Origin of the sequence: Vibrio japonicus, from assembly GCF_024582835.1 — a bacterium.
Classification (GTDB): Bacteria; Pseudomonadota; Gammaproteobacteria; order Enterobacterales; family Vibrionaceae; genus Vibrio; species Vibrio japonicus.
This window is the reverse complement of sequence record NZ_CP102097.1, coordinates 1,161,163-1,175,240: the sequence shown is the minus strand read 5'-3', so window position 1 is coordinate 1,175,240 and position 14,078 is coordinate 1,161,163. Positions and strand designations below refer to the sequence as shown.

Below are 14,078 nucleotides of genomic sequence, written 5' to 3'. Positions count from 1 at the left end.
GCTGACATTCTGTTACTCCACCGTTGCTTCTTGGTAAAGCACTAAATCAATCTCACCATTCTCACTCAGCTCGCGCACAATCCGCATAATCTCTTGGCGCGCATTTTCCACCCGGCTTAAAGCAACAGCGCCACGCAGTCTCATGTCCTCTTCCAAGGCTTTCACCATTCGTTGAGGCATAGAACGCTTGATGGCCTGCTGCAAGGTGATTTCCGCCCCTTTAAGTGCAACCGCCCATAGCTCTGTCTGAACTTCCTGCACAAGACGGTCCATGGTTTCCTCAGGCTGACGGCCCAACACCATAAAGTCGAACATGTTCTGCTCAATCTCACCTACAACATTTTCGTCGTGCAGCTTGAGCATTTCCATCAGCGCCGCACGATCACCTTCAAAGCGGTTGATGATATCTGCAACCTGCTTAACGCCAGAAAGCGGTGCACTTTGTCTGACGGACACTTGTTCAATGCAGCGCTCGATCAGTTCATTAAGATCACTAGCAACCTGGTGATCAATATCTTGTAGACGTGCAATACGGTACAAGACTTCATCATGGTATTCATCAGGTAAGTGCATCAACACAGCCGAAGAACTTTCCGGTGGCAGATAGGCCAAGAAAATCGCTTGCATCTGCGGGTGCTCTTTAGTGATGAAACGCGCTAGGATTTCCGCTTCTACCCACTGCAAACACTGCATGTTGTTACGTATTTCGTCACCATACAGGTTATTCAATAAGCCCTTCGCTAAGTCATTGCCCAGCGCTTTACGCAGGGTATTCGAAAGGTACTCTTTAGATGCACCGCGAATACCACTGTGTTGACGAAAATCTTCAAAAAAATCCTGAATGACGCTTTTGGCTGCGTCACTTTTAATGCCACTTAAACGAGCCATTGCTTTGGTCACACGCTGTGTTTCATCGCGGTTGAAGTGCTGAAGCACTTTGGCTGCTGCATCTTCCCCCATGCCGAGCAGTACCAATGCGGTCTGTTCTACATGGCTAAGCTTCTGCTTTTGCTTTGACTGTGCTGTTTTCATTTACGTTTACCCATTGTTTCAGTACTTCGGCTACACGCTCAGGCTCTTCAGTCGCAATAAGCTGTAGGTGTTTTAATTGAATTTCTAATGGCGAACCCGGTGGTGGTAACATTTCGCTGTTTACGTCTAGACCCGTTGAAACCTGAATGCCCTTCTCCAGCAAGCGGCGGTTAAGTGCTTCTTCACGTTCGCGCTCTTCACGGGTTTGTAGGTTGTCGTAAACCGGCTCTTCCTGTGGCTCAGCAAACTCCAGCTCTTTATCATTGCGATCTGCCCCAGTGAGATGGATAACCAGCGGACGTAATACAAAGAAAATCATCGCCATACCCAGTAAACCACCAATCACATAACGAAGCGGTTGCTGTACTGTAGGATCTTGCCACCATGGGATGTCGGGTGTGGCTTGAATCTCAATAGGAGTGAAATTGAAGCTCATCAGACTCAGACTGTCGCCACGATCTTTAGAAATCCCGACTGCATCCATGATCATGGTTGAGATTTGTGACTTATCTTGATCTGTCCATGCAATACCATCCGGTGCCGCTTGGGTGTTGAGCAATATCGATACGCTGAGTTTTTCGATCTGCCCTTGCTGGTACTGAGTACGGCGAACGCTACTGCCCACCGCGTACTGTCGATTCACTTCTGAACGCGCATTGGTATTCTGGCTATCGTTGGTTAGCACTTCGCCTGTCACCGGGGGTTGATTGCTTAACGAGCCCGGCACGCCAAGCGCGATTTCATCTACAGAATTGTTGTGGATCGTATGTTCATTACGCACGACTGGGGAGCTATCTAAGATCTCTTGCGTCTCTTCAACCTGGCTGAAGTTCATATCCGCCGCGACCTGAACGCGGAAGTTACTCGGACCAACAATTGGAGTCAGCATATCGGCTGCACGCTGAATAATCTGCTTCTCAAGGTTCTTCTGATACTCGAGGTATTTTGCGTTTACTTTACCCGTTTCCTGTGAGGCCACATCCGCACTGAGCAAACGTCCGTACTGATCGATTACCGAGACAAATTCCGGCTTCATCGCAGTAACGCTGCCAACGACAAGATTGATGATTGCCTCAACCTGATCGGTTTTCAGATCTTCGCCGGGTTTCAACTCAAGCATCACCGAAGCGGAAGGGTTCTCGCGATTTTGACGCACAAACAGTGTTTGACGTGGAATAGCTAAGTGTACGCGAGCATTGGCCACGGCATTAAGAGACATGATAGTGCGTACTAACTCCCCTTCTAAGCCATGGCGGTAACGCGCCGTCTCCATAAACTGGCTGGTGCCTAGTGAGCTGTCTTCTTTAAGAGAGTCCAAGCCTGTTGGCAGTTTTGCTTTCACGCCCTTTGCCGCGAGTAACATGCGAATTCGCGCGACTTCGCCTTCCTGGACCAATACCTGACCATTTTGCTCTTGCATACGGTAAGCAATGCCTTCACTCTCCAACACGGATACGATTTCACCAATATCGAAGCGCTCTTGCTGGCTGTATAAAGGACGAAAGCTTTGAGAAGAGCTCCATAAAGCCACAACGATCAATGCTGCCACGATCGCGGCCAAAACAGCGGATAGCACCAAATTGCGCTGACTGCTTGACCAAATCTGCTTAAGCCTATGGGTAACATCTTCCATTCCAGAAGAAGAAGTTTGACTTGTGCCAGATTGTATTGCTGTATTTCCGGCTATCTGTGTGGAGAGTTCTGACATGTTTTACACCGGCATTTTCATAATATCATCAAAAGAGCCCACTACTTTGTTGCGCACTTGCATCAAAGCGTTAAACGATAAGCTGGCTTTCTGGCTTGCGACCATCGCCCCAACCAAATCGTCACTCTTTCCTGTTTCTACTGCTGTCATCTTTTGGCTCGCTAACGATTGATGTTGGTTTACCGTATTCAGCACATTTGTCATCGCTTCTGAAAATGACAGCGGCGTGTTCAGCATTTGTTGATCCAAGGGGTTAGCACTCACAACAAATTCTGGTGGCTGCACTTGCGCTCGCATCGCCTCCATTTTTGTCAACATGAGTTGCTCTGCCGAGACCGCATGAGTAGGTTGACTTGCCACTAACTTATCTCCTATTAAGCCGCCGATCCTAGTGTCGACTGTATATCAATACCGTGTTCTCGCATGGCTGCGAGCTTGTAACGCAATGCTCGGGTAGACACACCCAAAGCATTTGCGGTTTTCGTTCGGTTACCACCAAACTGACGTAACTTGTCCAGAATAAATTGAAATTCAGCCTGCTTCTTCGCTTCAATGTGACCGAAGCTCGACGTCGGCTCTGCAGACTGCACAGGTGCCACCAGTTCAACCGGTAACATCAAATCATGGGCGGTGATGTAATCACCATGGCGCATGACTAAAGCACGCTGAATCACGTTTTCAAGTTCGCGGATGTTCCCTGGCCAGTGATACTGACTGAGCGCACTCCTTGCATCCTGAGATAAATGACAACGACTGCCACCTTGGTATTTTTCAATAAAGAACTGACTAATCGGCAAAATATCTTCTTTTCGCTCGCGCAGAGGTGGCCAATGCAATGGCAACACATCTAGGCGATAGTAGAGATCTTCTCGAAACGTTCCTTTTTGTACTTCTTCACGTAAATCTTTATTGGTGGCAGCAATCACGCGGATATCAAGTTGAATCGACTTATGGCTGCCAACGCGCTCTACTTCTCTTTCCTGCAAAACACGCAAAAGCTTGGCCTGTACCGCAGGAGACATTTCACCAATTTCATCAAGAAGAATCGTGCCTCCGTTCGCCTCTTCGAACTTACCGCTTTGAGAATTCATAGCTCCGGTAAATGCGCCTTTAACATGACCAAACAACACCGCTTCCAGCATGGATTCTGGAATTGCAGCACAATTCACCGCAACGAATGGACCATGGATGCGTGGGGAGTGTTCATGCACATAGCGAGCAAGCACTTCTTTACCCGTACCAGACTCACCAGTAATTAAAACGCTGGCACTGGTACACGCAGCGCGATGTGCCAGTTGAAGAACCTGCTTGCTTCGCCAAGACTCTGCGACAATATTCGCCATAGGCTTACCCAAAGCTTCAACACGCTTGAGTAAGTTGATCACTTGGCTCCCTTCAAATGGACGCAATAGGTAATCTGTTGCCCCTGACTTCATGGTTTCAGCCGCCAAGATCCCCTGCTCTTGATCAACGATTGCGATCGCAACACCCGAATTGGGCTGTTTCTGGTGACAGGCGACAAACTCACGCACGCACATATCTGGCAAGGTAGAGCTAACTAATGTGATGTTTGCTCTTTCTTCCAACAATGCACTACGCCCTGTTCGCACATGCTTGGCTACATAACCTGCATTTTCCAATACATCCAATAATGGTTGAGCTAGGTTGTCATTTGGCTCCACCAACAAAATATTCGTTTTCGTCATCATTGAACCTCGACCTTTTGCTGCTGGTTTGGTTGTTCGTGAATGTCTTTTTTAGCGATTACACGTTCGTCATCTCTCACTAAACGTATTGTCACTCGGCGGTTTTTAGCTTGCCCTTTGGCAGTACTGTTACTCGCAACCGGATAGCGGGAGCCATGTGCTCTCACTTCAATCATGTCCGAATGTAAGCCACGAGCGATGAGTGCATCCGCAACTTGCTGGGCACGCATACGCGAAACAGAAAGATTTGCCACCTCAGAGCCAATGTTATCGGTATGGCCATCGATGAGAATTTTTTTCACGCGGTTATCAACTGATGCGTAGCTGTAGAGAGCGTCCAGCGTGTGTTGCTGTGTTCTGTTCAACACTTTTTGTCCAAACTGAAACGGCACAACAATGTCACGAGCTTGTGAGAATGACAGTTTTGGTAATCGCTCTCGGCATGCGTTAAACGCTGAGAGTGCTTTTTGCATTTGAATCGTTGGGATCGTCACCCCCGACAAAGCGGAAGCATTACTTCCTCCCAGGGACAGCATAATCCAACGCCCATTGCCTACTTCACCCAGCAATACTTCGGCATCATTACGAAATTCAAATCGGTTGGTCGGGCGTTGAGAAGTAAACGACGACACCAACGTGCTAGTTGCTGTCTGCTCCCACGGTGCATTCACGCTGCTTAATGTAGCACTTTGCCATTTATTACTTTGACTTTTCACTTCCGAAATAAAATAAATACTTCCTTTATTTTTTGAGCGGAAATAAAACTTCCCCACCGGCGAATTAGAATGCATCAAGTTGCATTCAAATTTGCTCCCTTTATATACCCAATGAGAAAGATCCATGGGAATAGTTAATAAATCACTTGAATAAACAAGATTAGGAAATATCAATAAAATGGGAAAAATCGTTTTAAAACCCGCTAAAAAACCAAACTTCACATCATATATATGACATTTCCATGACTTAGAAAAATCAATTAAAAAAACCACAAACTTACGATAACTGGCATGGCCAATCATGTTAACTACCTATTCTGAATACGTTTTAAACGATTTAATAGAAACCAAAAATTTTTTATAAAACAAGAATTAATGACGATATTCATAGAGTTTTTATTTTAAAAATTACATCATCTTATAGAAACTCAAACACCTGAATAAAAAAGAAACACATAAAAAGAAACTAGTTTCATACTATTAATTATTTTATAGATAACATGAAAATAACTCGTTTTAATTTCCATTAAAAGTGTGTGGTAACTGGTTCTAAACAACATATGAACTAACCTCACATTATTAATAAACGAAACTAAATATTAATAGAAAATCATGTGTAGACTAGCGTCCACTAAGTTAAAACAGATTCCATTGTCAACGCACGGTAAAATATAAATGGAAAAAAGAGTTAACGAACCTATTTCTACAGATTTCAAACTGCTGGATGTAGAGCTACTAGGTAAACCAATTCATATTATTCGCGAGAAACTGGCGAGTTTGATTTCTGATTCATGTGGAAGTTTAACGAACGAATTACAGAATTGGCTCAAAACCAATCAGGTGGAAGCGCAGCTCACTACGGTTGAGTTACACACCTTTTCGTCTTCAGAAATGGACAAGTCATCGACGTCGGTATTGCGGCATCAAAATGGTGGTACCGCTTTCGCGCACATCGACAACACCTTGTTGATTAAGCTGGCAGACCGCTTTTACGGTGCAAGTATCGAACGTGATTCACATACGCTGACCAGCAGTGATTTACGCCTTCAAGAGCGTATCAGTAAGCACATTAGTCAGTGGTTGGCTCCCCAAAATATGTGGAGCACCGTTGATTTCGAATCTGCAATGGGCATAGGTATTCATGCTGAATTGACGATTAAAATCGATGAATTCCAAAGTACGCTTCATCTTAAACTTGATAGCCACTTAGTTCAGACATTGATTGAACAGCTGGAGTTGCCGTGCCCAGAGAACTTATATCAACCTTTTTGTCGCTCGCTTGAGTCAACGCCTGTACGTTTAAATGCCGTCCTGAGCAAGAAGCAAATGGCACTGAGCGACGTACTTAACCTTCAGCCGAACGACATTTTGCCCATTGATCTGTTAAACACCGTGCCCGTCAGCATTGGTAATCAAACCCTATTTTCCGGCCGCGTTGCAGAGCAAGATGGCCAACTCGTTTTGATCTTTAACCATGATAAGGAATCGCAACGATGAGCGACTCTACAGACAACACAACTTTCGATAGCGAAGACCTAAACTTTGACGACTTTCAGTTGGAGGATTTCAAGTATGAAGCCCCTTTCCAACCAGCGCCTGAAGTGCAGCGTGACTTAAGCTTTTTCAAGAGCATTCCGGTTACCGTAACATTGGAAGTGGCCAGTAAAGAAATTGCTCTGGGTGATTTGATGAAAGCCGGTGAAGGAACGGTTATTGAGCTCGATAAGCTGAATGGCGAACCTTTAGATGTCAAAGTTAACGGTTCTTTGATGGGCCATGCAGAAGTCGTCGTCGTGAATGAAAAGTATGGTCTTCGTCTAGTAGACGTACTTGACTCAGCGCTTACTGGTGTAGGCCATTAATTGTCGATGGTAAAAGCAATGATAAACCAGCGCTCTCTATCAGCGTGGCTAACGGCTCTACTGCTGATAGTCGGTCTAGTCTCCTTTCCGAGCATTGCCGCTGATAACGGCTTAACCATACTTTCTGTTTCTGATGGTGATTCTCAGCAGGAGTACAGTGTAAAACTGCAAATCCTGCTGCTGATGACAGCGCTGAGCTTTTTGCCTGCCTTTATATTAATGGCCACCAGCTTCACCCGCATTATTGTTGTACTCGCCATTTTGCGCCAGGCTCTTGGTCTGCAACAAAGCCCACCAAACCGCGTGCTAGTGGGCATTGCCCTTGCTTTGTCTCTGCTTATCATGCGCCCTGTCTGGAGTGACATTTACGAAAACGCATTTCAACCATACGATAAGGGCGAAATTACCTTAATGCAGGCGTTTTCTATCGCAGAGCAACCGGTGCGGAACTTTATGTTGGCTCAAACCCATCAAAGTTCACTTGAACAAATGCTTCGTATCGCCAATGAACCACTGGACCAAAACGTTGAAGACATTTCTTTTGCTGTTGTTCTGCCAGCGTTTGTGATCAGTGAGCTTAAAACCGCCTTCCAGATTGGTTTCATGCTGTTTATCCCATTTTTAATCATCGACTTAGTGGTCGCCAGTGTATTAATGGCTATGGGTATGATGATGCTGTCCCCTCTGATCATTTCACTGCCTTTCAAATTGGTGGTGTTTGTGTTGGTTGACGGATGGGCAATGACGGTCGGCACCTTGTCGGCGAGTTTCGGCTAAGAGGGTAAAGCAATGACTCCTGAAATGACTGTTACCCTCTTTTCAGATGCCGTCTGGATGGTGATCCTAATGGTTGGTGTGATCGTCGTTCCCAGTTTGGTTGTCGGGCTGGGAATTGCGATTTTTCAAGCCGCAACACAGATCAACGAACAGACCCTGAGCTTTCTGCCTCGCCTAATTACCACGTTACTGATGGTCATTTTTGCTGGTCATTGGATGCTGCGAAAAATCATGGAATTGTTTGATTACTTATTCAACAACATTCCTGGGATGATCGGCTGATGGCAATCACCTTTGCAGATCTCTCTTCGATACTCGGTCAACTATGGTGGCCGTTTTTTCGCATTGGTGCCGTATTTATTTCCATGCCGTTTTTCGGCGATTCTCTGATCCCGGTATGGGTACGTAGCTTGTTGGCACTCTCCATTGTGGTGATCACCGCGCCTTTGATGCCTTCTATGCCTGCGGTCGATCTATTTTCCCTCACCTCGCTGTTTTTGGCTTTTGAGCAGGCGATTTGGGGCATCATGTTTGGCTTGATACTCCATTTGCTGTTCAATATTTTTACCATGCTAGGTCAAATCGTTTCGCTACAGATGGGGCTTGGTATGGCGATGATGAACGACCCAGTCAACGGACTTTCCGTAGCGATACTGGGTCGTATATTCCTACTGTTTTCTACGTTGCTGTTTTTGGCTTTGGAAGGACACCTGCTGGTTCTCGATATCTTGATCCAAAGCTTCGTTGTTTGGCCTGTGGGGTCAGGTATTAGCGCGCTATCACTGCAAGGCATCGTGAATCTTTTTGCTTGGATGTTCGCTTCGTCCCTAGCGTTGGCACTTCCAGCAATCGTCTCTATGCTATTGGCTAACATCAGTTTCGGTGTAATGAACCGAGCGGCTCCGGCTTTAAACGTGTACGCGCTGGGTTTCCCCATGACCATGCTGCTGGGCTTATTCAGTGTTTTGATCTCCGTATCCGGCGTACCTAGCCGTTACACCGCATTAGTGCACGATACACTCAGATATCTCAATAACTTTATGTTGGGGGGCGTATGAGCGATCAAGCGTCATCTCAAGACAAAACCGAACAGGCTTCCGCACAAAAAATTAAGAAAGCCCGTAACGAAGGGCAAATTCCACGAGCCAAAGAGTTCACCACGGCAGTGATCTTTTTAGCTGTCGCATTATTTTTCTACAGTCAGCTCGATACCTTTTGGCAAAGCATTAGCGGCGTTTTTCGCTTCAACATGCAACTCACAAAACAAGATTTGGCAGACCCTAATCGGCTCATTGATCACATTGGGCAAAGCCTCGCCATCATTATTGAACTGCTGCTTCCGCTGTTTATAGTCATCGTCATTTTTACCGTTAGCAGCACCATGGTGCTAGGTGGTTGGATGTTTCGTCCTGCGAACATCCAACCCAAGTTAAGCAAACTTAACCCGATTAGTGGCATCAAGCGTATGTTCTCTACTCGCTCTCTGGTCGAGCTGGTTAAATCTACGCTTAAAGTTTCGATGATATTCGCGTTGCTGTATGGCTATCTGGATAACCACCTTCAACCCTTAATCGGCATGCAAAGACTGCCCCTGAACCAAGGGTTAACCATGATCATGACGATTTTATTCGAAGGTCTGCTACTGATGGGATTTGCCCTGCTTCTATTTGGTGTAATCGATATTCCCTACCAGCGATGGGAACATATGAAAGAGCTTCGTATGACCAAACAAGAACAGAAAGAAGAGTTTAAAAACAATGAAGGTCGCCCTGAAGTCAAACAACGGATTCGTCAGATCCAACAACAGTTCGCAAGGCGAAAAATCGACAAAATGGTGCCAACAGCCGATGTCGTGATCACCAACCCAACACACTACGCGGTCGCGCTAAAGTACGACACATCACTATCGGATGCGCCTTTTGTCGTGGCAAAAGGTGTAGACGAAACCGCTATGCACATTCAACGCATCGCACGCGAAAATCAGGTCGAGATCATCAACTCACCTCCTTTGACGCGTTCGATTTACTACACCACTGCTCTTGAGCAAGCGATTCCTAGCCAACTCTACATCGCAGTGGCCCATATATTAACTTACGTTCTGCAATTGAAAGCCTTCCGTCGAGGTAATGGTGAGCGCCCACTTCCGCTGCCTCACTTTTCAATTCCAAAACACTTGCAGCACTGATCAATCCGCGTTTACTTAAGGACACGAAAGTATGCTTAACCGGCTAAAACAACTTCAATCCTCCAGCAAAAGCTATGTCGGTATTCCCATTGTCTTGCTGATGGTACTGGCAATGGTTATTTTGCCTTTGCCACCCTTGCTACTGGATGCTTTGTTTACCTTCAATATCGTTCTAGCCATTTTGGTGTTACTGGTAAGTACCACAGCCAAAAGGCCGCTCGACTTTTCCATTTTCCCAACCATATTGCTGGTCGCGACCTTATTACGTTTGACGTTGAATGTGGCTTCGACACGTATCGTATTGCTCGAAGGCCATAACGGTAGTGACGCGGCGGGTAAAGTCATCCAAGCCTTTGGTGAAGTGGTGATTGGCGGTAACTATGTTGTCGGTATGGTGGTGTTCGTGATCTTGATGATCATTAACTTTGTGGTGATCACCAAAGGTGGCGAACGTATATCTGAGGTTTCAGCGCGATTCACTCTTGATGCCCTACCCGGTAAACAGATGGCCATCGATGCAGATCTTAACGCAGGCCTGATAGACCAAGAAGCCGCGCGCCTTCGCCGTCGAGAAGTCGCAAACGAAGCCGATTTTCACGGTTCCATGGATGGTGCGTCGAAATTTGTCCGCGGTGATGCGGTTGCTGGTCTTCTTATCCTGTTCATCAACATCATTGGTGGTATTAGCATTGGTGTGTTTGAACACGGTCTGGCGGCATCTGACGCATTTAAGACGTATGCCCTACTCACTATCGGTGATGGTTTGGTCGCGCAGATCCCTTCTCTGCTTCTGGCTACTGCGGCGGCAATTATCGTGACTCGCATCAATGACAGCGATAACGATATGACGCAAACCATGCACAAACAGCTGCTGGCCACCCCTGCAACCTTGTACACGGTTTCAGGTATCATGGTGATCATCGGTATTGTGCCTGGCATGCCACACCTTGCCTTCTTTAGCTTCGCTGCGGTGTTAGCGTTTGCAGGATGGAAACAAGCTAAACAACCCGTTCAGGATGGTCAAATTGAACAGGTAGAAGCGATTTCTAAAGCGATGCAAGAGGAAGATACGCCTTTAACCTGGGACGACATTCCTCACGTACATACTTTATCGCTGGCTCTTGGCTACCGTTTAGTTCATCTGGTCAACAAGGAGCAAGGGGCTCCGTTGACCCAGCGTATTCGCGGTGTGCGCAGAAACTTATCAGAGCAAGTGGGCTTCTTATTACCGGAAGTCCGTATTAGGGACAATCTTAGCCTCAAACCCAATCAATATACGATTTCACTTAATGGCGAAGTCATTGAGCAAGGGTTTATCGAGCCGGAGCGCTTGATGGCCATTGCTGTGGGTGAAACTTACGGAGAAGTGGATGGCATTCTGGGCAGCGATCCTGCCTATCAGCTACCTGCAGTTTGGATCGAACACCAAGATAAAGCCAAAGCTCTCAATATGGGATATCAAGTGGTTGATGACGGTACCGTTATCGCAACGCACATCAGCAAAATTATGAAAACCAGCCTGGCAGAGCTTTTTACCCACGACGATGTGGAGGCCATGAATCAGAGATTAACTCAACAGGCACCGAAATTGGCAGAGGCGCTAAGTGCCGCCCTTAACCCTTCACAGCAACTTAAGGTGTACCGACAACTTCTGCTTGATCAAGTGCCGTTAAAAGACATTCGCTCCATAGCCAATACCATGCTGGAATCGTCAGAAAACACCAAGGATCCGATTCTGCTCGCAGCTGACGTTCGTTGTACGTTACGTCGTACTTTGGTCAACCTGATTGCTGGCCAGAAAAATGAGCTCAACGTCTACGCGCTGTCAAACGAATTGGAACAAATGCTTCTGTCTTCACTGCAACAGGCTCAGAGCAGCGGACCCGTTATGCTCGACAGTTTTCCGATTGAGCCCAATATTTTGAGCCAGTTCCAGCAAAACTTACCCTTGATTAGACAGCAGCTGAAACAGCAAGGATTGGCACCCATTCTGTTAGTGATGCCTCAGTTAAGGCCGTTGATCGCTCGTTATGCTCGAACCTTCACCCAAGGGTTGGCGGTTTTGTCATACAATGAAATTCCAGAAAATAAACAAATCAACGTGGTAGGAAACCTTGGCTAATCTCATTACAACGCAAGCTATGTTCCAGTATTTGCGCGATCTGATTGAGCAACACGTCGTTACAGATGATGATCAACTGATTTTTGACGCATTTTGCCAAAATGACATTCGCCATGTATGCCAGGCGATCCGCGATGCCAGAACCAGTGACGTAAAGTTCCAACACCTGACACTTCGTTTCGGTGCTCGTTGCGAACAGAGCGTATATCAGTTTGAACTCTCCAAGCATATGAGAATGTGCTTGGATCTCTATAGTCTTTACTTAGCTCTGCGTCAGACTCACTTTCAATTAGAAACATTTCACCCCAATTTCATCAGCAACGTCGTTGTGCCTATCGACCTAAATACCTTGTTGTGGCCAGCAGGGGAGCATTTTTTACAACAAATCATTACTCACCACGCACACGCGTTTATGCACGTAATCCCATCTTTACAGGGCGATGAGGCGTTATGCGATAAGCAACGGATCACGCCACTGGTAACATTGCTGCAAGACAACGCCTACGGGCTGTGGTTTGAAATCACCTCCAAACAAAAACACTATGAGCATATCGCTCAATTTTCGCCTGACATGATCAAGTTGGCAGTCACGCTAGAAAGTAAACAAGACAAACAAGCTTTTCTTCCAATTGCACGCTTTTTGCGTCGCCATCGTTTCCCTTGGGTAGCGGGGCGTGTGGCCAGTCAAAATGAGCTCAATCGCTATATGTTGCTTGGCGCGAGCTTTTATTTTGGCTATTTCAGTGATATTCCAACCTCACTATCCTTCAAATTATTCGAGGAGACTGAAAGTTTCGATTAAGTCTTCCAAGACTGCGTTAGTACATGTACCAATCAGCGGGTTCCTTATCCCTAAAATACTATGGTGAGAAGAACCCGTTTTTTGATGCTGCGGTGTGCTTACTCTTATTTTCCCTCATCAAAATGGGCACTTTCTGGAATGGGCATCACTAAAAAACATCAAAATTACCCCAAATGCCATTTTTTCTATTTTTTAGATTAATTATCTCCAACAACCGTCCGCCTCTTATTAGTGACTAGGGAATATCCCAAGGCCTGATAGACAGTTAGAAACCAAGGAGACTACGATGGCTTTATCAATGCATACTAACTACGCTTCACTTGTTACTCAGAACACTCTTAACAACACTAGTAACCTACTAAACACAGCAATGGAGCGTTTGAGCACGGGTTACCGCATCAACTCAGCTGCTGATGATGCTGCTGGTCTACAAATTTCAACTCGTCTAGAGTCTCAAACTCGCGGCATGAGCGTTGCAATGCGTAACGCACAAGACGGTATCTCTATGATGCAAACTGCTGAAGGTGCGATGGATGAAATGACAAACATCGTATACCGCATGAACGACCTAGCAACTCAGGCGTCAAACGGTACTGCATCTGCAGCAGATAAAACGGCAATGAACGCAGAATACCAGCAACTTAATGAAGAACTGGTTAACATCATGTCTTCTACTAACTTCGGTGGTCAGAAACTGTTTAATACTACAGGTTTCGCAGCAGGTCCGGTAAACATCCAAATCGGCACTAACGAAGGTGACCTGCTAGAAATCGATGTTTCTGGCGATATCACCACGCTAAATACAGCAATCGGCGCAGCGGGTGCTTTCGCACTTGGCGACATCTCTACTGAAGCAGGTGCACAAACGGCACTTACAACACTGAAAGGTGCGAATGGTGATGCAGGTCTTTTGGCTGATATCGGTACAGTACGTTCAAACTTCGGTGCAAACATCAACCGTCTAGAGCACACTATCGCTAACTTAGGCAACATGGTTGAGAACACATCGGCAGCGAAAGGCCGTATCACTGATGCAGACTTCGCAGTAGAGTCTTCAAACATGACGAAGAACCAAATGTTGATGCAAGCAGGCACTACGGTTCTGTCTCAAACAAACCAACTTCCTGGCATGGCAATGTCACTGCTTCGCTAATCTTTTCGCGAAGTA

14 protein-coding genes are annotated in these 14,078 nt (G+C 46.2%); 9 read left to right on the top strand and 5 right to left on the bottom strand.

The features are described from left to right. Positions 1–12: 12 nt before the first annotated feature. The 5 genes from NP165_RS18725 to NP165_RS18705 are packed head-to-tail and all read right to left on the bottom strand — an operon-like array spanning position 13 to position 5,465. On the bottom strand, positions 13–1,032 hold the full coding sequence (locus NP165_RS18725; protein WP_257085981.1) for a flagellar motor switch protein FliG: 1,020 nt from the start codon (positions 1,030–1,032) through the stop codon (positions 13–15). After that, positions 995–2,740 (bottom strand): flagellar basal-body MS-ring/collar protein FliF, encoded by a 1,746-nt coding sequence (gene fliF, locus NP165_RS18720; RefSeq protein ID WP_257085980.1) that lies wholly within the window; start codon positions 2,738–2,740, stop codon positions 995–997. Before fliF ends, NP165_RS18725 begins: the two co-directional genes overlap by 38 nt. A 3-nt stretch (positions 2,741–2,743) precedes the next feature. Next, on the bottom strand, positions 2,744–3,100 hold the full coding sequence (gene fliE, locus NP165_RS18715; protein ID WP_257085979.1) for a flagellar hook-basal body complex protein FliE: 357 nt from the start codon (positions 3,098–3,100) through the stop codon (positions 2,744–2,746). 14 nt (positions 3,101–3,114) lie between these two features. Further along, positions 3,115–4,446: a sigma-54 interaction domain-containing protein gene (locus tag NP165_RS18710; RefSeq protein ID WP_257086859.1), complete on the bottom strand. Its 1,332-nt coding sequence runs from the start codon at positions 4,444–4,446 to the stop codon at positions 3,115–3,117. After that, on the bottom strand, positions 4,446–5,465 hold the full coding sequence (locus tag NP165_RS18705) for a MotY family protein (RefSeq protein ID WP_257085978.1): 1,020 nt from the start codon (positions 5,463–5,465) through the stop codon (positions 4,446–4,448). The genes NP165_RS18710 and NP165_RS18705 overlap by 1 nt, the downstream gene beginning before the upstream one ends. A 372-nt stretch (positions 5,466–5,837) precedes the next feature. Between NP165_RS18705 and NP165_RS18700 the strand changes: the two genes are divergently transcribed. The 9 genes from NP165_RS18700 (at position 5,838) to lafA (ending at position 14,063) form a co-directional block, all read left to right on the top strand. Then, complete coding sequence (locus tag NP165_RS18700; RefSeq protein ID WP_257085977.1) at positions 5,838–6,659, top strand: FliM/FliN family flagellar motor switch protein; 822 nt, start codon at positions 5,838–5,840, stop codon at positions 6,657–6,659. Beyond that, positions 6,656–7,024, top strand: a complete 369-nt coding sequence (gene fliN, locus NP165_RS18695; protein ID WP_257085976.1) for a flagellar motor switch protein FliN — start codon at positions 6,656–6,658, stop codon at positions 7,022–7,024. Before NP165_RS18700 ends, fliN begins: the two co-directional genes overlap by 4 nt. Positions 7,025–7,042: 18 nt before the next feature. Next, positions 7,043–7,801: a flagellar type III secretion system pore protein FliP gene (gene fliP, locus NP165_RS18690; protein ID WP_257085975.1), complete on the top strand. Its 759-nt coding sequence runs from the start codon at positions 7,043–7,045 to the stop codon at positions 7,799–7,801. 12 nt (positions 7,802–7,813) lie between these two features. Next, a complete protein-coding gene (fliQ, locus tag NP165_RS18685; RefSeq protein WP_257085974.1) occupies positions 7,814–8,083 on the top strand; it encodes a flagellar biosynthesis protein FliQ in 270 nt (89 codons plus the stop codon). Continuing rightward, complete coding sequence (fliR, locus tag NP165_RS18680; protein ID WP_257085973.1) at positions 8,083–8,859, top strand: flagellar biosynthetic protein FliR; 777 nt, start codon at positions 8,083–8,085, stop codon at positions 8,857–8,859. Before fliQ ends, fliR begins: the two co-directional genes overlap by 1 nt. Next, positions 8,856–9,986, top strand: a complete 1,131-nt coding sequence (flhB, locus tag NP165_RS18675; protein WP_257085972.1) for a flagellar biosynthesis protein FlhB — start codon at positions 8,856–8,858, stop codon at positions 9,984–9,986. The genes fliR and flhB overlap by 4 nt, the downstream gene beginning before the upstream one ends. Before the next feature lie 31 nt (positions 9,987–10,017). Continuing rightward, on the top strand, positions 10,018–12,108 hold the full coding sequence (gene flhA / locus NP165_RS18670) for a flagellar biosynthesis protein FlhA (RefSeq protein WP_257085971.1): 2,091 nt from the start codon (positions 10,018–10,020) through the stop codon (positions 12,106–12,108). Continuing rightward, positions 12,101–12,910, top strand: coding sequence for a diguanylate phosphodiesterase (locus tag NP165_RS18665; RefSeq protein ID WP_257085970.1), 810 nt, complete (start codon positions 12,101–12,103; stop codon positions 12,908–12,910). Before flhA ends, NP165_RS18665 begins: the two co-directional genes overlap by 8 nt. A gap of 286 nt (positions 12,911–13,196) precedes the next feature. Next, positions 13,197–14,063: a lateral flagellin LafA gene (lafA, locus tag NP165_RS18660; protein WP_257085969.1), complete on the top strand. Its 867-nt coding sequence runs from the start codon at positions 13,197–13,199 to the stop codon at positions 14,061–14,063. Positions 14,064–14,078 lie beyond the last annotated feature (15 nt).

Bases quoted from the DNA above. Each gene is read 5' to 3' on its own strand.
- NP165_RS18725 (WP_257085981.1), bottom strand. From the start codon at position 1,032: ATGAAAACAGCACAGTCAAAGCAAAAGCAGAAGCTTAGCCATGTAGAA.
- fliF (WP_257085980.1), bottom strand. From the start codon at position 2,740: ATGTCAGAACTCTCCACACAGATAGCCGGAAATACAGCAATACAATCT.
- NP165_RS18710 (WP_257086859.1), bottom strand. From the start codon at position 4,446: ATGACGAAAACGAATATTTTGTTGGTGGAGCCAAATGACAACCTAGCT.
- NP165_RS18705 (WP_257085978.1), bottom strand. From the start codon at position 5,465: ATGATTGGCCATGCCAGTTATCGTAAGTTTGTGGTTTTTTTAATTGAT.
- NP165_RS18700 (WP_257085977.1), top strand. From the start codon at position 5,838: ATGGAAAAAAGAGTTAACGAACCTATTTCTACAGATTTCAAACTGCTG.
- fliN (WP_257085976.1), top strand. From the start codon at position 6,656: ATGAGCGACTCTACAGACAACACAACTTTCGATAGCGAAGACCTAAAC.
- fliP (WP_257085975.1), top strand. From the start codon at position 7,043: ATGATAAACCAGCGCTCTCTATCAGCGTGGCTAACGGCTCTACTGCTG.
- fliQ (WP_257085974.1), top strand. From the start codon at position 7,814: ATGACTCCTGAAATGACTGTTACCCTCTTTTCAGATGCCGTCTGGATG.
- fliR (WP_257085973.1), top strand. From the start codon at position 8,083: ATGGCAATCACCTTTGCAGATCTCTCTTCGATACTCGGTCAACTATGG.
- flhB (WP_257085972.1), top strand. From the start codon at position 8,856: ATGAGCGATCAAGCGTCATCTCAAGACAAAACCGAACAGGCTTCCGCA.
- flhA (WP_257085971.1), top strand. From the start codon at position 10,018: ATGCTTAACCGGCTAAAACAACTTCAATCCTCCAGCAAAAGCTATGTC.
- lafA (WP_257085969.1), top strand. From the start codon at position 13,197: ATGGCTTTATCAATGCATACTAACTACGCTTCACTTGTTACTCAGAAC.